We start from the raw sequence: 22,776 nt of genomic DNA, 5'->3' as shown, positions 1-22,776 counted from the left end.
GTCAAAGAGGAAGAGTCATGAAATACGCATTTCCCGATAACTTCTGGTGGGGCAGCGCCAGCTCCGCTCTCCAGACCGAAGGGGCAAGAGAGGGGGAAACCACGTGGGATTACTGGTTTGCCCGCGAGCCGAACCGTTTTCACAACGGCGTGGGGCCGCAGCAGACCTCCACGTTTTATCAGCACTGGAAAACGGATATTCAGCTGTTAAAACAGCTGAACCACAACAGCTTTCGCACCTCGATTAGCTGGGCGCGCCTGATCCCCGACGGTATCGGTGAAGTGAACCCGGAAGCGGTCGATTTTTACAATCAGGTCATTGATGAGCTGAATGAACAGGGCATCACGCCGTTTATGACCCTGTTCCATTTCGACATGCCGATGGCGATGCAGGAGATCGGCGGCTGGGAAAACCGTGACGTGGTGAACGCTTACGCCCGCTATGCGCAGATTTGCTTCGAGCTGTTTGGCGATCGCGTGCTGCACTGGTTTACCTTCAACGAGCCGATTGTGCCGGTAGAGGGCGGTTATCTGTACGACTTCCACTACCCGAACGTGGTGGATTTTCGTCGGGCAGCGGCCGTGGCGTATCACACCGTGCTGGCCCACGCGAAGGCGGTTCAGGCCTACCGCGCCGGTCATTACGCGGGGGAGATCGGCATCGTGCTGAACCTGACGCCGTCGTATCCGCGTTCGCAGAACCCGGCGGACGTGAAGGCCGCGCACATCGCAGACCTGATGTTTAACCGCAGCTTCCTTGACCCGGTATTGCGCGGGGAATATCCGGCGGACCTGGTGGCGCTGCTGAAGGCGTACGACCAGCTGCCTGCCTGCAAGCCGGAAGACAGCGCGCTGATTGCGGAAGGAAAAATCGACCTGCTCGGCGTGAACTACTATCAGCCGCGTCGCGTGAAGTGTCGCGACAGCGCGGTGAACCCGCAGGCGCCGTTTATGCCGGAGTGGTTCTTTGATAACTACGAGATGCCGGGCCGCAAGATGAACCCGTACCGCGGCTGGGAAATCTACGCGCCGGGTATTTACGATATTCTGGTTAACCTGCGCGACAATTACGGTAACCCTCGCTGCTTTATTTCGGAAAACGGCATGGGCGTCGAAAATGAACAGCGCTTTATAGAACATGGTCAGATTAACGATCAATACCGCATCGAGTTTATTTCAGAGCATTTATCGTGGCTGCATAAAGGGATTAGCGAAGGGTGCAATTGCCTTGGCTACCATATGTGGACGTTTATTGATAACTGGTCGTGGTGTAATGCCTATAAAAACCGCTACGGTTTTATCCAGCTCGATTTAGAGACGCAGCAGCGCACTATGAAGAAAAGCGGCGAGTGGTTTGCTGCCACTGCCTTAAATAATAGTTTTGAAAAAGAGTAATAATGATGATCGCACTAGAAGAAGCCGTAATGGAAATTATCGTCAACGCCGGGCAGTCCCGCAGCCTGTGCTTTGAAGCGCTGCACACGGCGCGCCAGGGTAACCTTGATGAAGCCAAAAGCCTGCTGCGCGAAGCCGACGGCTACGCGCGCCAGGCGCACAAGATGCAGACCAAACTGATCGAGCAGGATGCGGGCGAAGCCCGCCAGCCGATGACGTTAATTATGGTGCACGCCCAGGATCATTTAATGAATTCCCTGCTGGCGCGTGAATTATCTGAAGAAATTATTCATTTATATCAGAGATAGTCTATGGCGAATTAATTACTGTAATACCTCTGTACCCTAAATAGAGATCCACTTGTTCTGATGATAGCGACATACTCTGTCAGATCGGAGCGGGATGGTTATTGTCTGAATAAAATTAAACTATATTGAGATAACCATGAATACGATTAAAAAACTTCCATTAACCATGGCGGTTATCGCCGCGCTGTGCCCAATTTCCGTCCTCGCACAAGAATTTACCCAGGAGCAAATCGACGCCATTGTGGCGAAAGCGGTAGATAAAGCCCTGGCCGAGCGTCAGGCCAAAATGGATGCGGCGGTCGCGAAAAAAGCGGACGTCATCACCGAGCCGCAGAGCGCGGCGCAGTCTCCGGATATGGCGATCCCGTTCGGGGTGAAATTTACCGGCTATGCCCGCTACGGCGCGCACTTCCAGGCCGCCGATCAGAAATACGTGGCGGTGGACGGCTCCTACAACGGCGCGTCCGCGATTGGTCGTCTGGGTAACGAAGGCAACGGCGGTGAATTCCAGCTCTCCAAGGCCTTCAAAGGGGACAACGGCGCCATCTGGGACATCAACGTGATGATCGACCACTGGGGCGACGAAGTTAACCTGAAGAAAGCCTACGCGGGCGTGACCAACATTATGGCCTCCAACCCGAACGCCTACTTCTGGGCCGGTCGTGACTTTCACCAGCGTCCGCAGCAGGGCATTAACGATTACTTCTGGATGAACCACGACGGCCAGGGCGCCGGGGTGAAGAACTTCGACATTGGCGGCGTGCAGTTTGACGTGGCTGCCGTGGCGGCGGTCGAATCCTGTAGCCCGGAAGTGATGGAAGACGAAGCGAACCCGTCGCGCATCACCTGTACCGGCGGTTCCGGCACGGGCGACAAGGGCAACTACGCCGCGACCTCCAAAATTCACGGCATGAAGCTCGGCCCGATCGACATGGAGCTGTACGCCAACTACGGCTTCGACTCTAAAGCCGTTGAGAGCGACGAGCGTCTGAACGCCTGGCAGGGCGGCGTGGTGCTGAGCCACACCAACGACAGCGGCGTGAACAAGGTGATCGCCCGCTACTCCGATAACGCGGACAACAGCGTGTTCAACAAAACCGAAGACCTGACCACGGTCTACGCCAGCTTCGAAGGGCTGTATAAATTCACCCAGGCTACGCAGGTGGAGTACATCCTCGCCTTCCACGACTATGACAACAGCCGCGATGACGCCGACAACCGCAAGAACTACAACGCCATCGTGCGCCCGATGCACTGGTGGAACGACGTTCACTCCACCTGGCTGGAAGCGGGCTGGCAGCACGTTGATTATGACAACGGCGGCGACAACAAGGGCTGGAAGCTGACCCTGTCGCAGAACATGTCTATCGCCATGGGGCCGGAGTTCCGCCCGATGCTGCGCTTCTACGTGACCGGCGGCAAGGTGGATAATGAACGCACCGCGCGCGTAAACAACACCAAAGACGAGACCCTCGACGACTTCAACGTCGGCGCGATGTGGGAGGCGTGGTTCTAATACAGTGCCGTTTGTTTCGCCCGGCGGCGCTGCGCTTGCACGGGCCTACAAGGTTTTGTAGGCCGGGTAAGCGTAGCGCCACCCGGCAAGATCCCATGTTATGCTACAAAAAAACCAACATAACAGGGGAGAACATGGGTTCCACACGCAAAGGGATGCTGAACGTCCTGATAGCCGCCGTTTTATGGGGCAGTTCCGGCGTTTGTGCGCAGTACATCATGGAGAAAAGCCACATTTCTTCGCCTTACCTGACCATGGTTCGCCTGCTGTTTACCGGCGTGATCCTGCTGACGCTCTCCTTCGTTCACGGCGACAAAATTTTCGCGGTCATCAAAAACCGCAAGGACGCCCTCAGCCTGCTGTTTTTCTCGCTGGTCGGCGCGCTTACCGTGCAGCTTACCTTCCTGCTGACGATTGAAAAATCCAACGCTGCTACGGCGACCGTGCTCCAGTTCCTGTCGCCGACCATTATCGTGGCGTGGTTCGCCCTGGCGCGGAAAACGCGTCCCGGCGTATTTGTCCTGTCCGCGATTTTCACGTCGTTGATCGGCACCTTCCTGCTGGTGACCCACGGCGACCCGACCTCGCTCTCCATCTCCCCTGCCGCGCTGTTCTTCGGCATCGCCTCGGCGTTTGCCGCCGCGTTTTACACCACCTATCCGTCGACGCTGATCGCCCGCTACGGCACGCTGCCCATTGTCGGCTGGAGCATGTTGATTGCGGGACTGATGCTGACGCCGTTCTACGCCGGACGCGGAACAACCTTCGCCATCGACGGCGGCCTGCTGCTGGCGTTTTTCTACCTGGTGGTGATCGGCACGGCGCTGACGTTCAGCCTGTATCTGAAGGGCGCGCAGATGATCGGCGGGCCGAAGGCGAGCATTCTGAGCTGCGCCGAGCCGCTGAGCAGTGCGCTGCTGTCGGTGGTGTTGCTGGGCGTGGCGTTCACCCTGCCTGACTGGCTGGGGACGCTGTTGATTGTGTCGTCGGTAGTGCTGATTTCGATGGATTCGAGAAGACGGGTGAAGGCATCGGCATGATCTACGAAGAATAATGATAGCGGCACATTAAAATAGTGAGAGCGCTATCCGACACCCCGTAAACCAGACGGTCAGTATCATTGATTCGACGGGACCAGTATCCGGAAAGGTTACCTTTAAGCGGTTCCGGCTTACCCAGGCCATCGAAGGGTTGACGCTTCGCATCTTCAATCAATTTATTGATTCTGCGAAGCGTTTTCTTATCCTGCTCCTGCCACCACAGGTAATCATCCCAGCCGTTATCAGTCCAAATCAGTAGCCTGGTCATCTATCAAATCCCTCTGCGTGGTTTTTCCGGTGTTGACCTGTGCGATTGACTCCATCAGTCGACTGGCATTGGCAGGCGAACTCATCAGATGGATGGTTTCCATCATTGAGTTGTAGTGCTGTAAAGACATCACCACCGCATCCCCCCCGTTTCGGCGGCTGATGATGGTGGTCTCCACGTTGTCATTCACGTCGTCCAACACATCTTTGAGTCGGCTTCGTGCTTCGGTAAACGTCACAACCTGCATATCTCCTCCTGTACAAGTTACGGTACAAGTATATCGATAGGGTGACTATTAATCAATCAGCGCGCCTTAACCTTCCCCGCCACCAGCAGCGCGGTCAGCAGCATCAGCGTGCCGGAAATCACCAGCGGTGACGTCAGCCCCAGATGGTCGAGCGCCACGCCGCCCACCGCCGCGCCGCAGGTGTTCGCCAGCTGGATCACTGCCACCTGAATCGACCCGGCTTTTTCCGCCTGATCGGCAAGCGAGCGGGTGATCCACGTCGACCAGCCCACCGGCACCAGCGCAAACGCAAAGCCCCAGACAATCGCAATCGCCGACGCAACCCACTTATCGCTGCCCCACAGCACCAGCACCGCAGCGCTGATCGCCAGCACCAACGGCGCACCCGCCAGCGCCACCTTCAGGGAGCGCTTCAGGAATTGGGACGACAGCGAGGTGCCGACGAAGCTGGCGATACCAAAGCTCAGCAGCACCAGCGTCAGGCCGTCCACGTCAAAGCCCGCCATGGTCATATAGACCGGGCGAATATAGGTGAAGAAGGCAAACTGCCCGGCAAAGGCCATGAAGATGGCGGTCATCCCCGCCAGCACGCCCGGACGCTTGAGCAGCGCGAACATGTTCTGTTTGTGGTGTGCCGCTTCGCCCGGCAGGGACGGCAGCGCTTTCCACACCCAGATAATGCACAGCACGCCCATCACCGCCGCCGCGTTGAACACGTTACGCCAGCCGATAATCCCGCCGAGGAAGCTGCCCAGCGGCGCGGCGATCACCAGCGCGATGGAGACCGCGCCGAAGATAACGGACAGCGCTTTTGGCACGGTGCGCGCGGGCACCAGGCGCATGGTCAGCGAGGCCGACATCGCCCAGAAGCCGCCTAATCCCAGCCCCAGGCAGGCGCGACCCAGCAGCAGCAGGGTGAAGCTTTCAGCGAAAGAGACCAGCAGGCAGGAGAGCGTCAGCAGCACGCTGAACAGGATGACCACTTTACGACGGTCAATAGTGCCAATCGCCTGGGTGATAAACAGGCTGGCGAACATCGCCACAAAGGCGGTAACGGTAACGGATTGCCCCGCCACGCCTTCGGAAATGCCCAGATCCTGCGCCATCGGCGTCAGCAGGCTCACCGGCAGAAACTCAACGGTGATCAGGCAGGCGACGCAGAACGCCACGGAGAAAACCGCCGACCAGTTGGGGCGAGACACCTCTTTGGCCTGCGGCGGGGTCGTGGGCTGGATATGTTCTGTCATGGCATCACCTGAGATAAAAACGTGCGGAAAAGTCGCGCAGTTTATCATCAAAAGTGTGACGGATTTAACGATTTGACAACTTTTCTTGCATCGCCGCATTTGCCAGCCCGACGATCCACTCCTGGTGCCCGTTAATCATCGGGTTCGGCACGGTGCGAGCAAGCTCCTGCGCCGGCACGCCTTTCTGCGATTCCTGCGTCAGAATGCGCACGCGGTTTCCCGGAAGATCTTCAAACAGCCAGGCGTGGATCACATCCAGACGAGAATTCGCATCCCCTTCCACCCAGCCGTGCCAGGCAATGCGCGCAGCTTCACCGTCCGTCGGCGGAACATACTCCGTCACCTGCGCTTCAACCGGGAAGCCGAAGGTGGTGAAGCGAAAGCGGGCGTTAGCGCTCAGCGCCGGGCCGCTGCCGTCGTGAAAACGAATGTCTTCGGCATTGCTGTAGTAGCCCGGCCAGAGGGAGGTGTCGTTGAGCTGCGCCCAGACTTCTTTCGCGCTCAGCCCGGCAACAATGATTTCGTTAGATGCAAAGTTATCGGTGGTACCCGGCAGGTAGTCGTTCGGCCAGATAATGGCGGATTGTTTCATGGTTCACCTCATCAGTTAGTGGATGAGATGATGGTGCCCCCGCGAGTGGTATAAATCTAATGACGATGCTTTATACTCTTCATCACGATTCGTGATATCAGTGCAGATAAAACACACCCTCTTCCGGCAGGAAGAGCTGGTTGTAGCGCAGCTGGAAGGCGTTAAGCTCCTGCGGATCGGGCTCTATTTCGCGCATAAAGCCGAGCGCGAGGCGAATCTGCGCATCGGTAATGGGTGCGGCAAGGCGAGCCTTACGCAGCATACGGTGCCAGGTATGCAGATTTTCTTCGCTGCCATCGACGATGCAGACCTGCCAGATCAGTAGCACCTGCGCGGCATTTTGCAGATGCGCCTCGTCGGGGCGTTCAAGGTAGCGGATAAACTCATTGCCCGGCGTTTTACCGAACTGGTCAATCATCGACTCGACCGGCATCGGGGTGATCCCCAGCCGCTCGCTTAAACGTTTGATGGCGCGGCGGGAGTCTGAAGTCAGGACACGAAATCCAACCACAAACACCACGGCAAGCGTTGCCAGCATTATCCAGACCATGCGTTCTCCTTAGACTAGCCGCTCATCATAGCGGGAAACGCAGCGCGTCGACAGCGGGCAGCGCCATAATAGTGAACGGAAAAGAGGTGGAAAAACGTCATGAAAGCGGATCTGCGCACGCTGGATCTTAACCTGCTGAAAACGCTGGATGCCCTGCTGGACGAGCGCAGCGTCACCCGCGCGGCGGGGCGTCTTGCACTGACCCAGCCTGCGGTGAGCGGCATGCTCAACCGCCTGCGGGATTACTTTGACGATCCGCTGTTTATTCGTGCGCCGCACGGGATGGTGCCAACCACGCGCGCCGAAGCGTTAGCCGCTCCGGTGAAGCGCATTCTCGCTGATATCGACATGCTGCTTCAGCCCGTGGCGTTTGACCCTATCACCGCAGCGCTCACCTTCACCCTCGCCGCGACTGACTACGCCCTGCGTGCGGTCGTCGTACCCTTTATCGCCGCCCTTAAGGTGCAGGCTCCCTCTGTCCGCGTGCGAGTCGTGCCCGTGGAACCGGGTCGCCTGGTCAGCCAGCTTGAACAGGGCAGCGTTGACGTGGCGCTGATCACTCCGCACACCACGCCAGATGAGCTTCACAGCCGTGCGCTTTATGATGAACGGTATGTTTGCATGATGCGTGCCGACCATCCGGATGCCGGAAAACCAATCACGTTAGACCGTTTTTGCGCCCTGGAGCATGTACTCGTCTCTTACGAGGGCGATGGTTTTCGTGGCGTAACGGATAGCGCGCTGGAGAAAATTGGCCGCATGCGGCACGTGGGGTTATCGGTGAGCAACTTTTTGGTGCTGCCGGACGTGCTGGCCCTCAGCGATATGATTGCCGTCGTGCCGTCACGCATCGCGGAAAACCAGACGGGGATGTTCGTCTGCGAGACACCGATTCCCGTACCCGGCTTTACCAAAAGCATGGCCTGGCACGGCAGAACGCACCGCAACCCCGCGCAGGCGTGGCTGCGCGGGCTGTTGCTGGAAACCAGTCAGCGCGCCTGAAGCCCTTTCAGCAGCGCCTCGTGGAAGCGCTCAGGATCCTGCATCTGCGGCGCGTGGCCCATGTCGTTAAACTCAACCAGCGTCGCGTGCGGAATGCGCTTCGCCGTCTCTTTCCCCAGCACCGCATAGTTGCCGAGCGTCTTGCGGATCTCCGGCGGGGCGAGGTCTTTCCCGATGGCGGTGTTGTCCTTCGTGCCGATCATCAATAATACCGGCATCTTCAGGTCGCTAAATTCATAGATAACCGGCTGGGTGTAGATCATGTCGTAGAGCAGCGCCGAGTTCCACGCCACGCGCGCTTTACCCGGCCCGTTGTTCAGCCCGGCAAGCATGGTGACCCAGCGTTCGTATTCCGGCTTCCACTCCCCGGCGTAGTAGGTGTTTTTCTCGTACTGACGAATGCCGTCGGCGCTGACCTTCAGCTCGCGCTGGTACCACTGGTCAACCGTGATATGCGGCACGCCGCGGGCTTTCCAGTCTTCCAGGCCAATCGGGTTCACCATCACCAGCTGCTCTACCTGCTGCGGCCACATTAGCGCGTAGCGGGTTGCCAGCATGCCGCCGGTCGAGTGGCCGATAACCGTCGCGCGATCGACGCCAAGCGATGTGAGCAGCGCGTGGGTGTTGTCCGCCAGCTGCTGGAAGGTGTACTGATAATGGTCCGGCTTGGTGGATTTACAGAAGCCGATCTGGTCGGGTGCGATCACGCGATACCCGCTGGCCGACAGCGCACGGATCGTGCCGTCCCAGGTACCGGCGCAGAAATTTTTGCCGTGCATCAGCACCACGGTACGTCCGTTGGGTTTTTCCGGCTTCACGTCCAGGTAAGCCATATCCAGAGGCTGGTTTTGCGAGGTAAAGGTAAAGTGTTTTACCGGCCAGCCGTAGTCGAAACCTTCCAGCTTCTCGCCGTAGGTGGGGGCATCCGCGGCCATTGCGGGGGACGCCAGCGCCATCAGCAGCGCCAGGCAGGACAATCGTCGGGTTAACATGCAAGCTCTCCGTTAGCAAAAGGGGCTAAGGCTGCACGAAAGGCGGCAGCAAAAAACACTGTAGAGCATGGAGAGGAGCGAATGTGTAAAGCGGAGTAAAGGTAGGACGAGCAAATAAAAAAAGCCCGGCATCACACACCGGGCAAAGACGTTACCTGCACACTCAGGCCGCTTTTAATTTCTGCGCGCGGTTCTCGCGGCGAATTTTACGTTCTTCCAGCACCGCGACCATCGCCATCAGGACGATACAGCCAATCGCTGCCGCATCCAGCGCCGCGAAGGTGCCCGCCCAACCGGTGAGGCCGAAAATCGGCGTGCCGTCGGCGATCATCCCCAGGCCCAGCTTGGCGAAGCTGTCGCCGATCAGGTAGGCGAAGGTGCCTTTAATCCCATCGGCGGCGCCGATCGCTTTTTTCGGCACGAACCCTACGGCCGCCACGCCAATCAGCAACTGAGGGCCAAACACCAGGAAGCCGAGCGCGAACAGGGACGCCAGGTAAACGTACTGGTTGCTGGCGTGCTGGTAGATGCCGAGCGTGGCGATAATCAGCGCCAGCGCGACGCAGGCCACCAGCGCGCGACGGCCGTTGGCGAGGTCGGAGAGCCAGCCCCACAGCAGCGTGCCGACCAGCGCGCCCACTTCGAACAGGGTGAAGCCCTGAATCGCCACCTCTTTAGAGAGCTTCAGCTCCTGGAAGGCATACACCGTTGACCACTGGTCGATGCCGATGCGCACCACGTACAGGAAGATGTTTGAGAAGCACAGCAGCCAGATCACTTTGTTTTTCAGCACGTACTCAACAAAGATCTGCCATTTGGACATCTCGTTCTCTTCGGTCTCTTTGTCCTCTTCGCTGATCTCCTCCCCGAACAGCTCTTCCGCTTTGCCGAGGCCGTAGGATTCCGGGGAGTCGCTGCCGAAGCGCAGACCGATAAAGCCGACGATCAGGGCGATAATCGACGGGAAGATAAACATGCCGATCACGTGGCCGTCGAACAGGTAGTTCGCGCCAAACAGCGCCACGCCTGCCGCTCCCGCCCCGCCGAGGTTGTGGGAGATGTTCCACATGCCCAGGTACGAACCCCGCTTGCGGCGCGGGGTCCATTTGGTGATGGTGGAGTAGCTGCACGACCCGCCGGTGCTCTGGAAGAAACCGCTCAGGGCGTAGAAAGTAATCATCAGGAACAGGCTGACGGAGCCCGCGCCCATGCTGGCGCTGAAGCCGAGCATACAGATGGCGGAGAGGATCAGCATAAACGGCAGGAACTGCTTGGTGTTTTTGCCGTCCGCGTAGTAGGACACCACCGTTTTCCCCACCCCGTAGGTGATGGAGAAGCCCAGGCCAATCATCCCCAGCTGCGTCATGCTCAGCCCGTAGGTGGAGATCATGTCGTTCTGCGCGATGTTAAAGTTTTTGCGGATCAGGTACATGGTCAGGTAGCCGATGAAGACCACCAGATAAGACTGCATGAACGGTTTGAACCACATCTTGCGCCGCACGTCGAGCGGCAGATCCAGGGTCGGCTTGCGCACCTGGTTTAAGAAGGCCAGCATGGTTGGTTTACTCCTGAGCTGATTTTTGCAGCATTGTAAAAATCAGCCGGGAGAGATGCCTGAGACAGCGTCCAGGTGAAACCGGGAAAATTTCCTGGTTTTGCGCCACTCGGCAACAAAAGGTGAGGCGCGTCACGCTTCGCGCGGCGCCTGAGCGTGCAAAAACGGCAGCAGCAACAGGGCCGAGATGCCCGCCGCGATGGCGATCGCCGCGAAGAATCCGCTCCAGTGCCAGATGTCGATCACCCGCGCCAGCGGCCAGCCGGAGAGCGACGCGCCGAGGTAGGCAAACAGCCCGACAAAGCCCGTCGCCGCGCCTGCCGCCTCTTTGTGCGAGCACTCCGCCGCCGCCATGCCGATCAGCATCTGCGGGCCAAAGACGAAAAAGCCGATGGTGAAGAAGCACGCCGCCTGCATGACGTAACTGGCGAACGGCATAAGCCACAGCGAGCCCACAGAGAGTAAAATCCCGGCGGCAAAAATCAGGTTCATCGGGCCGCGGTTGCCGTTGAACAGCTTGTCCGATCCCCAGCCCGCTACCAGCGCGCCGATAAACCCACCCAGCTCGAACATTGTGACCGCCGAATTGGCGGTGACCAGATCCACACTCAGCGTCTCGGACATGTACAGGTTGCCCCAGTCGTTGATGGCCGCGCGCACCACGTAGACCAGCACGTAGCAGAGGGACAGCAGCCAGATGTACGGATTTTTCAGCACGTATTTGGTGAGGATCTCCTGGCGGGACAGCCCGGCGCCCTCCTGCTGCTGGGCGATCTCCATCTCGTCGTGCCGCCAGTCGCCCACCGCAGGCAGGCCGACGGTTTGCGGCCTGTCGCGCAGGCGCCAGCAGAGGAACAGCCCGGCGACAATCGCGAGGGCACCGGCAATCATCATCCCCGTGCGCCAGCCGTAGTGCAGCGCGGCAGCCCCCACCACCATCGGGATCAGCGCCCCGCCGACGTTATGCGCGGTGTTCCATATTGCCCACCAGCCGCCGCGCTCGTTGCGCGAGTACCAGGCGGTGAGCAGGCGGGCGCAGACCGGCGCGCCCCAGCCCTGGAAAAAGGCGTTCAGCGCCCACAGCAGGGCAAAGGCCCATAGCGAGGTGGAAAAGCCGAACAGGATGTTCACCACGCCGGTGGCGATCAGCCCAACGCCCATAAAATAGCGCGCGTTGGAGCGGTCGCTGACGATGCCGGAGAAGAACTTCGACAGGCCGTAGGTGATGTAAAACAGCGTCGCCAGCAGGCCGATATCGGTGCGCGTCATCACGCCGCTGGCGAGGATTTCCGGCGCGGCGGCGTTGAAGCTTTTGCGGGTGAAGTAGAACAGGGCGTAGCCGAGCCAGATGGTGATCAGGATATGGCGACGCCAGTAGCGGTAGCGGGCGTCGATTTCCGCTTTGTTGCTTAACGGGGCTACGCTGGCGGGCGTTTTAAACATGATGCGTCCTTAACGGCAGGCTGACGCTGACGCGCGTCCCGTGGGTGCAGGAAAGGTTCAGCGTGCCGCCCAGCGCCTTGACGCGCTCGCGCATCCCCGCCAGGCCAAACCCCTGCTGGCCGGAGCCCGGCGGCAGGCCGCAGCCGTCGTCGTCTATCACCAGCATCAGTCGCTCGTCCTGCTGCCAGCCCTGGATCGTCACCGCGCTGGCATTGGCGTGTTTGACGATGTTGTTCAGCCCTTCCTGACAGACGCGGAACAGCGTCACGCGCTGGCCTTCGCTCAGCGCAGGTTCGTTAATACGCCAGTCGAGATGGCTAACAATGCCGCGGCTTTCGAGCTCCATCTCACGCATCAGGGAGCGTATCGCCTGCTCCAGCGACAGGTCATCAAGCTGGCGCGGACGCAGCCGTCCCAGCAAGCGGCGAACGGCATCATAGACGCCCAGCGAAAGCTGTTCGATATGCGCCCCGCCCTGCTTCACGCCCGCGTTATCCGCCGCCAGACGCTGGACGATGCCCGCCTGCGTGCGGATGGCGGTAATGGTCTGGCCGATATCGTCGTGCAGCTCGCGAGCCACTTCCTGACGCACGCTCTCCTCGGTTTCCAGCAGACGCTCCGCCAGACGACGGTTGCGCGCCAGCTCGGCTTGCAGGGACTGGTTCAGCTCACGCAGACGCTGAATGCCCGCCCCGAGCAGCAGCCCGGTCAGGCTCTGGGCCAGCAGCGAGAGCAGCAGATCCACCGGATGATCGTGCCAGGTCTGGCTGGCGATCAGCGCGATGGCATTCATCAGCGTGGCGATCAATGCGCCCTGCCAGCCGTAGTGCCAGGCCAGAGCGATAATCGGCAGCGCCAGACAAAACGGCGTGAAGCGCGATAATTCAGCGGGCAGACCCAGCTGTAGCCACAGGCTCACAACAAACAGCAGCAAATACCAGATCAGGTGCCGGGCGCGCCAGTTCACCGGCTGGGAGACCAGCGCCGGGCCGAGCGGCTGCCAGACGGTGCTGGTGAGGTAGTGCCAGATCACAAGGCAGGTCGGGGCCAGCGTCAGTCCCCCGGTCAGGGTCAGCAGCAGGGCGTTGAGCACCTCCTTTTCGCCCATCCACGGCAGAGACTGCAACAGCGCGGCGGCAATCAGCGCCGCCCCCTGACGCAGCAGCGTGCGCCAGTCGCGCTGGTGACGATAGCGGGAAATCAGGGCAACGGGGAGAAGCGTGAGCAGGCTTCCGGTCATCAATAAGGGAAGATGCGCGAGGGCCACCTCCTGCGCCAGCCAGACCAGCATCAGCCACTCCGCGCCTAGCAAAACGGGCCAGTATCCGCGCGGGCACTGGAGCATTAATCCCAGACGCAGGCCAAAGGGAAACAGCAGCACCGCCAGCTCCGGGCGTTCCACCAGGTGCAGGCTGATGCTCCACAGGCAAAACCACGCGGCGGAGAAGATAAAAAAGCTGGCAGCGACGGCGATCAGCCGTGAAAAAGCGGAACTCATTGCCAGCTGTCAAACATGCGGCGCGCCAGCTCAACGTCGTTGCTGACGTTGAGTTTTTCCATCAGGTTGGCGCGATGAACGTGTACGGTTTTGGGCGACAGGCCCAGCTCTACGGCAATCTCTTTTACCGACATGCCCTGGGCAAGCTTCTCCGCCACCTGGCGCTCGCGTCTGGTGAGCGGATCCTGCCGTCCGGCCGCCAGCTTGATGGCGATATCCGGCGTCAGGTAGCAGCCGCCGGTAGAGACAGTGCGCACGGCGGCAATCAACTCGTCCGGGCTACAGCGTTTAGAGAGGAAGCCGCGCGCGCCCGCGTTGAGCGCCTGCTCGACCAGCGCCGGGCTGTCGTGGACCGAGAGCATGATCGTCGCCATCCCTTTCGGCAGCTGGCTCAACAGCTCCAGCCCGGAGAGATCCGGCATCGAGATGTCGCAGATACAGACCTGCACCCCGCGCCCCGGCAGGCCCGCCAGCGCCTCGCGCCCGGAGCCAAACTCGGCCACAACCTGAAAATCCGGTTCGAGGTTGAGGAGCTGGGCAAAGCCGGAGCGGACGATAAGGTGGTCGTCGATGAGAGCGATGGTGGTCATGTGTGTTCCTGCGGTCTGAAATGCCGGATGGCGGCGTAAACGCCTTATCCGGCCTACGCGTAACGTCCTTGTAGGCCGGATAAGCGCAGCGTCATCCGGCAAAAGCCTCTTACCTTAAGTGATTTACTCGAAAAACACCGCAATTTTGTTAAACATGGTGGGATCGGACTGGTTGCGCGCCACTTTGGTGACGTCCTCCAGCTTGTCGATCTGCGCCATCATCTGCTCCAGACGCTGGTCGTCGTTGACCAGTAGCCAGATGCGGCTGTGCTCGCTGCCCTGAATCGGCAGACACAAAATACCTTCGACGTTAAACGCCCGGCGGGCAAACAGCCCGCAGACGTGCGTCATCACGCCAGGGTGGTTGCGGACGGTGAGTTCCAGAATGACGTTATCGTGTTGTTTCTGCATGGCTTATTCCCCCACCATCTCAGTATTGGCCGCACCCGGCGGCACCATCGGATACACTTTTTGCTGCGCGTCGATACGCACGTGGATCAGCGCCGGGCCCGGACGAGCAATCGCCTCCTGCAACGCCGCGTGGGCATCGTCTTCGGCGTTCAGATCGCAGGTGTGCAGGCCAAAACCGGCGGCAATCTGCATGAAGTTGATCGTCCCCGGATAGGTCGCGGCAAACACGCCCTGCTTGTAGAACAGGCTCTGCTGCTGGTGCACCAGGCCCAGCGCCTCGTTGTTCATCAGGATGATTTTCACGTCTAACTGGTTTTCGGCCGCGGTCGCCATTTCCTGAATGTTCATCATCAGGCTGCCGTCGCCGGAGAAGCAGATAACCTTGCGGTCCGGGTTGGCGAGCGCCGCGCCTACTGCCGCCGGCAGGCCGAAGCCCATGGTGCCGAGGCCGCCGGAGGTCAGCCACTGGCGCGGGCGGTTCAGCGGATAGGCCTGCGCGGTCCACATCTGGTGCTGGCCGACGTCGGTGGTGATGATCGCGCTGTCGTCCACGCAGGCGGCCACGGCGTTGATCAGCCCGTAGTGGCTCAGCGGGTCGCCCTCGGTTGGGATGGCGCCCGGGAACTCGCGTTGCAGATCGGCCACCAGCTGGCGCCAGTCGGCGCGGTCAGCTGCGTCCGTCTGCGGGATCAGCTGCGCCAGCACGTCGGCCACGTCGCCCTGAATCGCCACGTGCGGCTGCTTGATTTTACCCAGCTCGGCGCGGTCGATATCCACATGAATAATTTTGGCGTTCGGGCAGAACTCCTCGGTTTTGCCAATAGCCCGGTCATCAAAACGTGCACCCATAACAATCAGCAAATCCGCCTCTTGCAGGATGTAGTTGGTGCTGCGCGCGCCGTGCATGCCCAGCATCCCTAAAGACAATGGGTGCGCTTTGGGCAGCATGCCCAGCGCCATCAGGGTCATCGTGGTCGGCAGGCTGGCCTTTTCCGCGAACGCACGGATTTCATCCGCGGCGTTAATCGTCCCGCCGCCCAGATAGAGCACCGGACGTCTGGCGGCGTTAATCATGGCTGCGGCGTCGCGCACGCTCTCAGCGCTGAATTCCGGTGCGGGGGCACGCTCGCCCGGCGCAGGCAGCACGTCGATCTCGATCTCTGCGGTCTGTACGTCCTTAGGAATGTCTATCCACACCGGACCCGGGCGGCCAGACTGCGCAATGCGGAACGCATCGCTGATCACCTGAGGCAGCTCGCTGATATCGCGAACTAAATAGTTATGTTTGGTGATGGGGATAGAGATGCCGTAGGTGTCCACTTCCTGGAACGCATCGGTGCCGATCATCGAGGACGGGACCTGGCCGGTAATGCAGATGAGCGGAATGGAGTCGAGACGCGCGTCGGCGATGGCGGTCACCAGATTAGTGGCGCCCGGCCCGCTACAGGCCATACACACCGCAGGTTTGCCCTGGGTACGCGCCATGCCCTGAGCGATAAAACCGGCTCCCTGCTCGTGACGCGCCAGCACGTGGCGGATCTGTGTGCTTTGACTTAACGCATCATACAGCGGCAGCACGGTTCCACCCGGGATACCCGCAACCGTGGTGATGCCCTGCCGTTCCAGTAAATGAACAATCAGCTGCGCGCCTGTAAAACGCGTCTTTGTGGATGTTGTGCCCGAACTTGCCATGCTCCAGTCCTTTTCTTCTGAGCCAGCCTTCCGGGGAGGGTCCTAAACGAAAAACCCCGCCCGGTTTGCGCCGGCGGGGTTTTGGATTCGTGTGTTGATCCAGTCCCTACGGCGCATTGCCGACGACCACCACCACACGCACGACGACCACTGCGGCTGGTTGCGCAGTTTTTAGTAGGGTCGAAGTGAAGATGGATGAAGTCATTGGGGACCTGTGTTTAGAATCATTGATTGAATTTATACAAACACAGGTTTTCGGGCGTGACAATGGAAATATTTTCATCTGCGCAAAAATGCGTCAGGGATCACGTTTCGTTTGTTGGGTGATGAAACCATAAAAAGGCTTTTATCTCACTCAATAAACAGCGCAGGCGAAACGCCAAAGCGGGCCGCCAGTTTTTTTATATGGTTCAGTGTGAGCTGACGCTGCCCATTGAGTACCCTTGAAACCATTGATTTACTGCCTATTTCATCCTGAAAATCCGAAATAGTGAGTTTGTGCTGATCCATAAGCGTTCTTAACACCGCAATCCCCACGGGAACAGATTCCATCTCCTGGCGTAGCGCGACAATTTCAGGCCGGTTTGCTTCGTAGCGGCTGATTCTCGCACATACAATATCCAGTAAAGGGCTGCCAGGTTCATGCATGAGCAGATACTCAACCAGCTCAAGTGCGTCCTGGTAATCCTTCTCGTTAGGATGTTCACCCAGCAGAGGAACAGCCGCAACAAGGTCATGCGTAGCTTTTAGTGCATCAGCAACGATCATCATTTCTTCCCCTTAGTGCGATGTTTCTCCGTAAAACGGTCATATTCCTTATGAGTAAAAACATGGCGCACATAAAACTTTTGGCTTTCAAAGAAAATGAGAGCCACTACTCTGAGATTGTTATTTGCAATATCAATAACATAATGCTTATCGAGATACTTGAAGTTATCCAGCGTTGGAAACAGTTTTCTTAGCGCAGCAGGCGTCGGGCAATGGCTTTTTTCGATAACTCTTCCCAAAAAGAGAAGTTCATCCCTGTATTGTGGAAACTGGCTTACCGCCTCACAAACTGCCTTCATTGAGATTAAATGCATACTGCATGCCTGCCGCGTCCGTTGCCATAATGGCAACAATAACATGCATTGCCAATATGTCAACGCCCGTCAATTTTTTGTCTAACCTCAGAAAACAAAAAACCCCGCCTAAGCGAGGTTTTTTTCAGGGTTTTGCGGTTGGTCGCCGCAGAACACACTGTGTTACGTCAACGCGAAAAGTATACGCGATCGAAGACGAACGCGCAATTCCGGCACGGATTTTGACGTTTTTGAGTATGGATCGCCTTCCAAATTTTGTCCATAAAATACTGTTCATGCATACAGTATTTATCTATACTGAGGGTGTTCGCAGTGAGCGAGGGGGCCGCAGTTTACCGGCGCAACGAAGTCCTGGCTGAAACGGGTGGTGCCGTCAGTGCCTTAACCCCTGAAGTGAGCACACTGTGTTACGTCAATCCAGGTGCTGGCCACAGGCGGCGGAAAGGTACGCCAGCATCGTGCTCCTTTTAACCAAAAGGAGACGCGTATGAGCGTCGTGGATATGGTCATACTTGTCCTCAAACTCATTGTTGCTGTATTGCAACTGCTTGATGCTGTCCTGAAATACGTTCGGTGATTCAGGTTCAAGTCGCACCTGAGAGGGGCGGGCAACCGCCCCTCTTTAATAACGAGGGAATGCTATGTCGCGTCTGTTAATTGAGCCTGTTACGCCTGATGAGCCGGGCTATATCGCCCTGAAGGCCGAGAGTATCGCGTTGAATTTCAACATGCTGCGCAGGCTGGAAGAGAACTGGCAGCGGGGTGAAAACCGCTTTAATGCCCCGGGTGAAAAGCTGCTGGGGGCGTTTCTTAACGGCAAGCTGGTGGGCGTGTGCGGTCTTAATCGCGATCCGTTCAGCCAGCAGCCGCGCGCCGGACGTATTCGTCATCTCTATGTCAGCGAAAAGTGCCGCGGGCTGGGCATTGGAAAGCAGCTTTTGACCGTGGTGATGGCGGATGCCAGCATCTGGTTTGATTTTCTTAATACCCATGCGCCGGAAACTGCGTACGGATTTTATCATCGGGCGGGCTTCAGGCTGGTGTCAGACGAACCCCGGGTCACGCACCGCCTTTTTTGCGCAGTGTAAGCGTCTGGCAGCATCGAAGGGTGAATGTTACAGTTGGATGACATTTCACCATTTGAAACGCCATGACCATCACCGTTTTCTGCATTTTACTGTTCGCCGCACTGCTGCATGCCAGCTGGAACGCCATCGTTAAGGCCGGAACGGACAAGCTCTACTCTGCGATTGGCGTCAGCGGTTCAGCCGCGCTTATTGCCCTGATTTTACTGCCTTTCTCTCCCCAGCCGACGGCTGCAAGCTGGCCTTATTTGTTCGTCTCCTGCGCGTTACAGGTGGTGTATACGGTACTGGTAGCAAAAACCTATCAGGTCTCCGACATGAGCCAGACCTATCCGCTGATGCGCGGTACCGCCCCGCTGCTGGTGGCGCTGATCAGCGTGCTGGCGCTCGGGGACCATCTCTCCTGGCTCGCCTGGTCCGGTATCGGCGTCATTTGCCTGTCAATTCTGGCGATGGCGATGAATGGCCGCATGCAGTCGCGCAAGGGGATCTGGCTGGCACTGCTGAACGCCTGTTTTATCGCCGGGTATACGCTGGTGGACGGCACCGGCGTGCGGTTATCAGACTCGGCGCTGGGCTACACGCTCTGGACCTTCTTCATGAACGGCTTCTGCCTGCTGAGCTGGGCGATGGTAGCCCGCCGCCGTGAGGCGTCAGCCTATCTGCGCCTGCACTGGAAAAAGGGGCTACTCGGCGGCGTCGGGACGATGGGATCTTACGGTCTGGCGCTTTGGGCGATGACGCAGGCGCCGCTGGCGGTGGTCGCGGCGCTGCGTGAAACCTCGATTCTCTTCGGCGCATTAATCGCATTTGTGCTTTTAAAAGAGAAAGTTGCTGGCCTGCGCATCGCGGCGGCGCTGGGTATAGCCGCCGGTGCGGTCCTGCTGCGTCTGGCGTAATTCGCTGGCAACATTAGTTGCCGATCTTGTTTACAAATCCTGCCTTCACGCCCTCTGTCATTCATCACAGTAATGCTTAAATTGTCATCTCACTGTGGTAGATTCCTCGCGCATTTATGGGAATGCGTAGTCACTTATTCTTTATTTCTCTCTTTTGGCAAAAGTATTCAGCGACATGAAAAAGCAACGGAACGTGAACTTATTGTTGATGCTGGTGTTACTGGTGGCCGTCGGGCAGATGGCGCAAACCATCTATATTCCGGCGATTGCCGATATGGCAAAAGATCTAAACGTCCGCGAAGGGGCGGTACAGAGCGTGATGGCAGCCTACCTGCTGACCTATGGCGTTTCACAGCTGGTTTATGGTCCCCTGTCCGATCGCGTCGGGCGTCGCCCGGTCATTCTGGTGGGCATGAGCATTTTCATGGTGGCGACGGTCATTGCCATTACCACCCATAGCCTGACCGTACTGATTGCCGCCAGCGCTCTCCAGGGTGTTGGCACCGGCGTCGGCGGGGTTATGGCGCGTACCCTGCCGCGAGATATGTATCAAGGCACCCAGCTCCGTCACGCCAACAGCCTGTTAAACATGGGTATTCTGGTGAGCCCGCTGCTCGCGCCGCTGATTGGTGGCCTGCTGGACACCGTGTGGTCCTGGCGCGCCTGTTACGCCTTCCTGCTGGTGCTGTGCGCGATCGTCACCTTCAGCATGGCGCGCTGGATGCCGGAAACACGTCCGCAGGACGCGCCGCGTACGAAGCTTATCGCCAGCTATAAAACGCTGTTCGGCAACGGGTCGTTTACCTGTTATTTATTGATGCTGATTGGCGGCCTGGCGGGCATTGCCGTGTTCGAAGCCTGTTCCGGCGTGCTGCTGGGCGCAGGCCTTGGCCTGAGCAGCATGGTGGTGAGTATCCTGTTTATTCTGCCGATCCCGGCGGCGTTCTTCGGCGCATGGTTCGCCGGACGTCCGAACAAACGCTTCTCCACGCTGATGTGGCAGGCCGTGATTAGCTGCCTGCTGGCCGGGCTGATGATGTGGATCCCGGGGCTGTTTGACGTGATGTCGGTCTGGACGTTGCTCGTCCCGGCGGCGCTGTTCTTCTTCGGCGCGGGCATGCTGTTCCCGCTCGCCACCAGCGGCGCAATGGAGCCGTTCCCGTTCCTCGCGGGTACCGCTGGTGCCCTGGTGGGCGGTTTGCAGAATATTGGTTCCGGCGCGCTCGCCTGGCTCTCCGCGATGATGCCGCAGACCGGGCAGGCTAGTTTAGGCTTGCTGATGACCCTGATGGGGCTGCTGATTTTGCTGTGCTGGCTGCCGCTGGCGTCGCGTGTCTCGCATCACGAACAGCCTGTTTAACCGCATGATGGCCCGGCTTCTCGCCGGGCTTTTCACACCCGGGCGCAATCATCGCCTGCAATAGCCGCTCTGGCGCAGGACGCCACGCCCCCTCTTCCCCGTCATAAAACTGAACATCGGCGTTTATCGCATACGGAATAGCAGCCTTTTGCAGCTGGCACGCCATAAACGTGGCAAACGCCATTTGCGAGGCGGTTGGCGTCAGGGTTTTCGACTCGCCCACACCCCAGCCACCTACCCAACTCACGTGCCCGGTTTTTTGTTGCCAGCGCAGGGCGGCGTTGATTCGGTTGCGAATAGCCGTTTTCTCCGCCGCGGTTCCGGACGTCCACGGGTATTTGCCGTTCGTTTTCAGCGGACCCCACGGGAAAATATGCCACTCTGCCAGCAGGTAATTCTGGCTGTGCGCGGGCAGCTTCAGGCTGGATAAATCCTCCGGCGCGGCGCGCAGGCGAGGTGCGATAAAAATCATGCGGCTGGCATCAATGGCGTGAATGCCTTTGATCGCTTTCTCATACACCCGGTTGAGGGAAACCATGTTGTGGTTGAGCTTGTCCGCCGGTTCGTAGATCAGGTCAAAGCCCAGCAACGGTGAACGCTGACTAAAATAATGCGCCACGGCAATCCACCAATCAATCACCGCTTTTTCGGTATCCGTTTTCGGGTCGTTTTTATATTCATCTGCCTGATAAGCGACGATGGGGATGATGCCGTATTGCTCGCAGGCCTCCACCAGCTTGCGCAGGTGAATCAGTCGCGCTTCCGTGGGTTCGCCCGCCACCCGAATGCGGACATGACGTATGCCTTTCGCCCGAAAATCACGGACCACCAGCGGATCAAACTCGCGGATACCGCGCTCGGTGCGGGCCCAGTCGACGTCCATCCCGACACCCAGCATCTGCGCGTAACGGGCAGCCGTCAGCGGCGGCTCAGCGGCACAGGCCCAGCCGGAAGCGATCGCTAACACGGTGACAATGAAAGGCTTCAGCACGTCGCACCTTGCGAAAATCAAATCGTTAGCCTGTATTTAGCACGCTTTTTCGCATTTGGTGTAGAGCCAAAGCGTAATAATTCTTCAGTTCGCCCGCTCTTTCAGCCAGCCGATAAAGGCGTCAATTTTTGGCCATTGCCGGCCCGAAAGCGTTGAGACGTAGTAGTGCTGATGACATTTAAGCGTCTTTTCGCCGAAAGGAGCAATCAGCTCGCCGCGCGCGAGATGCTTTTGCACCAGCCTTTTTCGCCCCATCGCAACGCCGGCGTGGTGCGTCGCGGCAATAATCGCCAGATCCGCACGGTCGAATCCAATCCCGGATGAGGGCGGCATATTCACGCCAAAATGCGTCGCCCAGCTTGACCATTCATCCGTGGCGGAATCGTGGCTCCAGGCCTGACGGTCATGGAGCAGCGTACAGCGGTGAAGGTTATCGGGATTTTGCACCAGCGCGTGCTCCCTGGCATATTCCGGTGAGCAGACCGGCAGGATCGCTTCATCCATCAGGTAGTGATAACCGAGCTGCTTCGGCGGTGAATCATCGAAATAGAGCGCCAGATCGACGCCCGTTCGCTGCATATTCACGTCTTCATTGCCCGTCAGCACGTTCAGCGAAATAGACGGATAGCGTTGGGTAAAGTCGCCAAGCATCGGCACCAGCCAGCACTGGGCGATCGACGGACGGGAATAAACCGTCAGCGTGCCCGACAGCGCCTGGTTTTTAATGTCCAGTACTTCCTGGTTCAGCGCGTCGAGCGAGGATTTTAGCGTCCAGTACACGCGCTTCCCCTCCTGCGTCAGCTCAACTTTACGGTGCGAGCGTGTAAACAGCTGAATGCCCAGCTCGTCTTCCAGCAGGCTGATGCGGTGGCTTACCGCGCTGGGGGTCAGGGACAGCTCAGCGGCTGCCAGCGCAAAAGATTCATACCGGGCAGCCGCTTCAAAGGTATGCATTTTGGACAGCTGCCAGCCGTTTAGCCGCCGCTTATCTTCCACCATCGCCCTCATCTCTTC

26 protein-coding genes are annotated in these 22,776 nt (G+C 58.6%); 9 read left to right on the top strand and 17 right to left on the bottom strand.

From position 1 onward, the window contains the following. Positions 1 to 17 precede the first annotated feature (17 nt). From IM267_RS07195 to IM267_RS07180, 4 genes are all read left to right on the top strand, one after another. The gene (locus IM267_RS07195; RefSeq protein WP_193033074.1) at positions 18 to 1,394 is read left to right on the top strand and encodes a glycoside hydrolase family 1 protein; all 1,377 of its coding nucleotides are present in this window, start codon (positions 18 to 20) and stop codon (positions 1,392 to 1,394) included. A gap of 5 nt (positions 1,395 to 1,399) precedes the next feature. After that, positions 1,400 to 1,702 (top strand): PTS lactose/cellobiose transporter subunit IIA, encoded by a 303-nt coding sequence (locus tag IM267_RS07190; RefSeq protein ID WP_193033091.1) that lies wholly within the window; start codon positions 1,400 to 1,402, stop codon positions 1,700 to 1,702. Positions 1,703 to 1,838: 136 nt separating this feature from the next. Then, on the top strand, positions 1,839 to 3,218 hold the full coding sequence (locus IM267_RS07185; protein WP_063868667.1) for a carbohydrate porin: 1,380 nt from the start codon (positions 1,839 to 1,841) through the stop codon (positions 3,216 to 3,218). A gap of 134 nt (positions 3,219 to 3,352) precedes the next feature. Continuing rightward, complete coding sequence (locus IM267_RS07180) at positions 3,353 to 4,258, top strand: EamA family transporter (RefSeq protein ID WP_193033073.1); 906 nt, start codon at positions 3,353 to 3,355, stop codon at positions 4,256 to 4,258. Position 4,259: 1 nt separating this feature from the next. On the opposite strand, the gene IM267_RS07175 is transcribed toward IM267_RS07180, so the two are convergent. The 5 genes from IM267_RS07175 to IM267_RS07155 form a co-directional block, all read right to left on the bottom strand. After that, positions 4,260 to 4,526, bottom strand: a complete 267-nt coding sequence (locus tag IM267_RS07175) for a Txe/YoeB family addiction module toxin (RefSeq protein WP_112792470.1) — start codon at positions 4,524 to 4,526, stop codon at positions 4,260 to 4,262. Beyond that, a complete protein-coding gene (locus IM267_RS07170) occupies positions 4,501 to 4,773 on the bottom strand; it encodes a type II toxin-antitoxin system Phd/YefM family antitoxin (RefSeq protein ID WP_080329782.1) in 273 nt (90 codons plus the stop codon). The genes IM267_RS07175 and IM267_RS07170 overlap by 26 nt, the downstream gene beginning before the upstream one ends. A 56-nt stretch (positions 4,774 to 4,829) precedes the next feature. After that, positions 4,830 to 6,020: a purine ribonucleoside efflux pump NepI gene (nepI, locus tag IM267_RS07165; protein WP_193033072.1), complete on the bottom strand. Its 1,191-nt coding sequence runs from the start codon at positions 6,018 to 6,020 to the stop codon at positions 4,830 to 4,832. Positions 6,021 to 6,084: 64 nt separating this feature from the next. Next, complete coding sequence (locus IM267_RS07160; protein WP_131637328.1) at positions 6,085 to 6,612, bottom strand: SRPBCC domain-containing protein; 528 nt, start codon at positions 6,610 to 6,612, stop codon at positions 6,085 to 6,087. Positions 6,613 to 6,709: 97 nt separating this feature from the next. Beyond that, a complete protein-coding gene (locus IM267_RS07155; RefSeq protein ID WP_063452074.1) occupies positions 6,710 to 7,162 on the bottom strand; it encodes a DUF1198 domain-containing protein in 453 nt (150 codons plus the stop codon). Between the two features lie 99 nt (positions 7,163 to 7,261). On the opposite strand from IM267_RS07155, the gene IM267_RS07150 reads away from it, so the two are divergent. Beyond that, positions 7,262 to 8,164: a LysR family transcriptional regulator gene (locus tag IM267_RS07150; protein WP_107534340.1), complete on the top strand. Its 903-nt coding sequence runs from the start codon at positions 7,262 to 7,264 to the stop codon at positions 8,162 to 8,164. Here IM267_RS07150 and IM267_RS07145 read toward each other — a convergent pair. From IM267_RS07145 to IM267_RS07100, 10 genes are all read right to left on the bottom strand, one after another. Beyond that, a complete protein-coding gene (locus IM267_RS07145) occupies positions 8,152 to 9,156 on the bottom strand; it encodes an alpha/beta fold hydrolase (protein ID WP_193033071.1) in 1,005 nt (334 codons plus the stop codon). The two genes, IM267_RS07150 and IM267_RS07145, sit on opposite strands and share 13 nt — an antisense overlap. 163 nt (positions 9,157 to 9,319) lie before the next feature. Next, a complete protein-coding gene (gene uhpT, locus IM267_RS07140) occupies positions 9,320 to 10,711 on the bottom strand; it encodes a hexose-6-phosphate:phosphate antiporter (protein ID WP_193033070.1) in 1,392 nt (463 codons plus the stop codon). A gap of 132 nt (positions 10,712 to 10,843) precedes the next feature. Further along, positions 10,844 to 12,154: an MFS transporter gene (locus IM267_RS07135; protein WP_193033069.1), complete on the bottom strand. Its 1,311-nt coding sequence runs from the start codon at positions 12,152 to 12,154 to the stop codon at positions 10,844 to 10,846. After that, a complete protein-coding gene (gene uhpB / locus IM267_RS07130) occupies positions 12,147 to 13,652 on the bottom strand; it encodes a signal transduction histidine-protein kinase/phosphatase UhpB (RefSeq protein WP_193033068.1) in 1,506 nt (501 codons plus the stop codon). The genes IM267_RS07135 and uhpB overlap by 8 nt, the downstream gene beginning before the upstream one ends. After that, positions 13,649 to 14,242, bottom strand: a complete 594-nt coding sequence (uhpA, locus tag IM267_RS07125; protein WP_003861054.1) for a transcriptional regulator UhpA — start codon at positions 14,240 to 14,242, stop codon at positions 13,649 to 13,651. Before uhpA ends, uhpB begins: the two co-directional genes overlap by 4 nt. A gap of 123 nt (positions 14,243 to 14,365) precedes the next feature. Further along, positions 14,366 to 14,653: an acetolactate synthase small subunit gene (ilvN, locus tag IM267_RS07120; RefSeq protein WP_010426528.1), complete on the bottom strand. Its 288-nt coding sequence runs from the start codon at positions 14,651 to 14,653 to the stop codon at positions 14,366 to 14,368. A gap of 3 nt (positions 14,654 to 14,656) precedes the next feature. Next, positions 14,657 to 16,345, bottom strand: a complete 1,689-nt coding sequence (gene ilvB / locus IM267_RS07115; protein ID WP_193033067.1) for an acetolactate synthase large subunit — start codon at positions 16,343 to 16,345, stop codon at positions 14,657 to 14,659. Between the two features lie 106 nt (positions 16,346 to 16,451). Beyond that, positions 16,452 to 16,550 carry an ilvB operon leader peptide IvbL gene (ivbL, locus tag IM267_RS07110; protein WP_057979964.1) on the bottom strand — a complete coding sequence of 33 codons (99 nt, stop codon included), beginning with the start codon at positions 16,548 to 16,550 and terminating at the stop codon, positions 16,452 to 16,454. Between the two features lie 146 nt (positions 16,551 to 16,696). Next, positions 16,697 to 17,113 carry a type II toxin-antitoxin system HigA family antitoxin gene (locus IM267_RS07105; protein ID WP_063452214.1) on the bottom strand — a complete coding sequence of 139 codons (417 nt, stop codon included), beginning with the start codon at positions 17,111 to 17,113 and terminating at the stop codon, positions 16,697 to 16,699. Beyond that, positions 17,113 to 17,427, bottom strand: a complete 315-nt coding sequence (locus IM267_RS07100) for a type II toxin-antitoxin system HigB family toxin (RefSeq protein ID WP_193033066.1) — start codon at positions 17,425 to 17,427, stop codon at positions 17,113 to 17,115. Before IM267_RS07100 ends, IM267_RS07105 begins: the two co-directional genes overlap by 1 nt. Before the next feature lie 487 nt (positions 17,428 to 17,914). Between IM267_RS07100 and tisB the strand changes: the two genes are divergently transcribed. The 4 genes from tisB (at position 17,915) to emrD (ending at position 20,771) form a co-directional block, all read left to right on the top strand. Beyond that, on the top strand, positions 17,915 to 18,004 hold the full coding sequence (tisB, locus tag IM267_RS21525) for a type I toxin-antitoxin system toxin TisB (RefSeq protein WP_017383683.1): 90 nt from the start codon (positions 17,915 to 17,917) through the stop codon (positions 18,002 to 18,004). A gap of 64 nt (positions 18,005 to 18,068) precedes the next feature. After that, positions 18,069 to 18,515, top strand: coding sequence for a GNAT family N-acetyltransferase (locus IM267_RS07090; RefSeq protein ID WP_063868644.1), 447 nt, complete (start codon positions 18,069 to 18,071; stop codon positions 18,513 to 18,515). Between the two features lie 62 nt (positions 18,516 to 18,577). After that, positions 18,578 to 19,411, top strand: a complete 834-nt coding sequence (locus IM267_RS07085; RefSeq protein ID WP_063868642.1) for a DMT family transporter — start codon at positions 18,578 to 18,580, stop codon at positions 19,409 to 19,411. A gap of 175 nt (positions 19,412 to 19,586) precedes the next feature. After that, positions 19,587 to 20,771, top strand: a complete 1,185-nt coding sequence (gene emrD / locus IM267_RS07080; RefSeq protein WP_107535638.1) for a multidrug efflux MFS transporter EmrD — start codon at positions 19,587 to 19,589, stop codon at positions 20,769 to 20,771. Here the strand turns inward: emrD and IM267_RS07075 are convergent. Together IM267_RS07075 and dsdC are read right to left on the bottom strand one after the other, a co-directional pair. Then, on the bottom strand, positions 20,674 to 21,762 hold the full coding sequence (locus IM267_RS07075) for a cellulase family glycosylhydrolase (RefSeq protein ID WP_193033065.1): 1,089 nt from the start codon (positions 21,760 to 21,762) through the stop codon (positions 20,674 to 20,676). The two genes, emrD and IM267_RS07075, sit on opposite strands and share 98 nt — an antisense overlap. An 84-nt stretch (positions 21,763 to 21,846) precedes the next feature. Continuing rightward, positions 21,847 to 22,761, bottom strand: coding sequence for a DNA-binding transcriptional regulator DsdC (gene dsdC, locus IM267_RS07070; protein ID WP_226847965.1), 915 nt, complete (start codon positions 22,759 to 22,761; stop codon positions 21,847 to 21,849). Positions 22,762 to 22,776 lie beyond the last annotated feature (15 nt).

Origin of the sequence: Enterobacter cloacae complex sp. P15RS (assembly GCF_014895905.1) — a bacterium.
GTDB classification, from domain to species: Bacteria; Pseudomonadota; Gammaproteobacteria; order Enterobacterales; family Enterobacteriaceae; genus Enterobacter; species Enterobacter quasihormaechei.
Note: the sequence above shows the minus strand (reverse complement) of the source record. Positions and strands in the feature narration are given on the sequence as shown.

Bases quoted from the DNA above. Each gene is read 5' to 3' on its own strand.
- IM267_RS07195 (WP_193033074.1), top strand. From the start codon at position 18: ATGAAATACGCATTTCCCGATAACTTCTGGTGGGGCAGCGCCAGCTCC.
- IM267_RS07190 (WP_193033091.1), top strand. From the start codon at position 1,400: ATGATCGCACTAGAAGAAGCCGTAATGGAAATTATCGTCAACGCCGGG.
- IM267_RS07185 (WP_063868667.1), top strand. From the start codon at position 1,839: ATGAATACGATTAAAAAACTTCCATTAACCATGGCGGTTATCGCCGCG.
- IM267_RS07180 (WP_193033073.1), top strand. From the start codon at position 3,353: ATGGGTTCCACACGCAAAGGGATGCTGAACGTCCTGATAGCCGCCGTT.
- IM267_RS07175 (WP_112792470.1), bottom strand. From the start codon at position 4,526: ATGACCAGGCTACTGATTTGGACTGATAACGGCTGGGATGATTACCTG.
- IM267_RS07170 (WP_080329782.1), bottom strand. From the start codon at position 4,773: ATGCAGGTTGTGACGTTTACCGAAGCACGAAGCCGACTCAAAGATGTG.
- nepI (WP_193033072.1), bottom strand. From the start codon at position 6,020: ATGACAGAACATATCCAGCCCACGACCCCGCCGCAGGCCAAAGAGGTG.
- IM267_RS07160 (WP_131637328.1), bottom strand. From the start codon at position 6,612: ATGAAACAATCCGCCATTATCTGGCCGAACGACTACCTGCCGGGTACC.
- IM267_RS07155 (WP_063452074.1), bottom strand. From the start codon at position 7,162: ATGGTCTGGATAATGCTGGCAACGCTTGCCGTGGTGTTTGTGGTTGGA.
- IM267_RS07150 (WP_107534340.1), top strand. From the start codon at position 7,262: ATGAAAGCGGATCTGCGCACGCTGGATCTTAACCTGCTGAAAACGCTG.
- IM267_RS07145 (WP_193033071.1), bottom strand. From the start codon at position 9,156: ATGTTAACCCGACGATTGTCCTGCCTGGCGCTGCTGATGGCGCTGGCG.
- uhpT (WP_193033070.1), bottom strand. From the start codon at position 10,711: ATGCTGGCCTTCTTAAACCAGGTGCGCAAGCCGACCCTGGATCTGCCG.
- IM267_RS07135 (WP_193033069.1), bottom strand. From the start codon at position 12,154: ATGTTTAAAACGCCCGCCAGCGTAGCCCCGTTAAGCAACAAAGCGGAA.
- uhpB (WP_193033068.1), bottom strand. From the start codon at position 13,652: ATGAGTTCCGCTTTTTCACGGCTGATCGCCGTCGCTGCCAGCTTTTTT.
- uhpA (WP_003861054.1), bottom strand. From the start codon at position 14,242: ATGACCACCATCGCTCTCATCGACGACCACCTTATCGTCCGCTCCGGC.
- ilvN (WP_010426528.1), bottom strand. From the start codon at position 14,653: ATGCAGAAACAACACGATAACGTCATTCTGGAACTCACCGTCCGCAAC.
- ilvB (WP_193033067.1), bottom strand. From the start codon at position 16,345: ATGGCAAGTTCGGGCACAACATCCACAAAGACGCGTTTTACAGGCGCG.
- ivbL (WP_057979964.1), bottom strand. From the start codon at position 16,550: ATGACTTCATCCATCTTCACTTCGACCCTACTAAAAACTGCGCAACCA.
- IM267_RS07105 (WP_063452214.1), bottom strand. From the start codon at position 17,113: ATGATCGTTGCTGATGCACTAAAAGCTACGCATGACCTTGTTGCGGCT.
- IM267_RS07100 (WP_193033066.1), bottom strand. From the start codon at position 17,427: ATGCATTTAATCTCAATGAAGGCAGTTTGTGAGGCGGTAAGCCAGTTT.
- tisB (WP_017383683.1), top strand. From the start codon at position 17,915: ATGAGCGTCGTGGATATGGTCATACTTGTCCTCAAACTCATTGTTGCT.
- IM267_RS07090 (WP_063868644.1), top strand. From the start codon at position 18,069: ATGTCGCGTCTGTTAATTGAGCCTGTTACGCCTGATGAGCCGGGCTAT.
- IM267_RS07085 (WP_063868642.1), top strand. From the start codon at position 18,578: ATGACCATCACCGTTTTCTGCATTTTACTGTTCGCCGCACTGCTGCAT.
- emrD (WP_107535638.1), top strand. From the start codon at position 19,587: ATGAAAAAGCAACGGAACGTGAACTTATTGTTGATGCTGGTGTTACTG.
- dsdC (WP_226847965.1), bottom strand. From the start codon at position 22,761: ATGGTGGAAGATAAGCGGCGGCTAAACGGCTGGCAGCTGTCCAAAATG.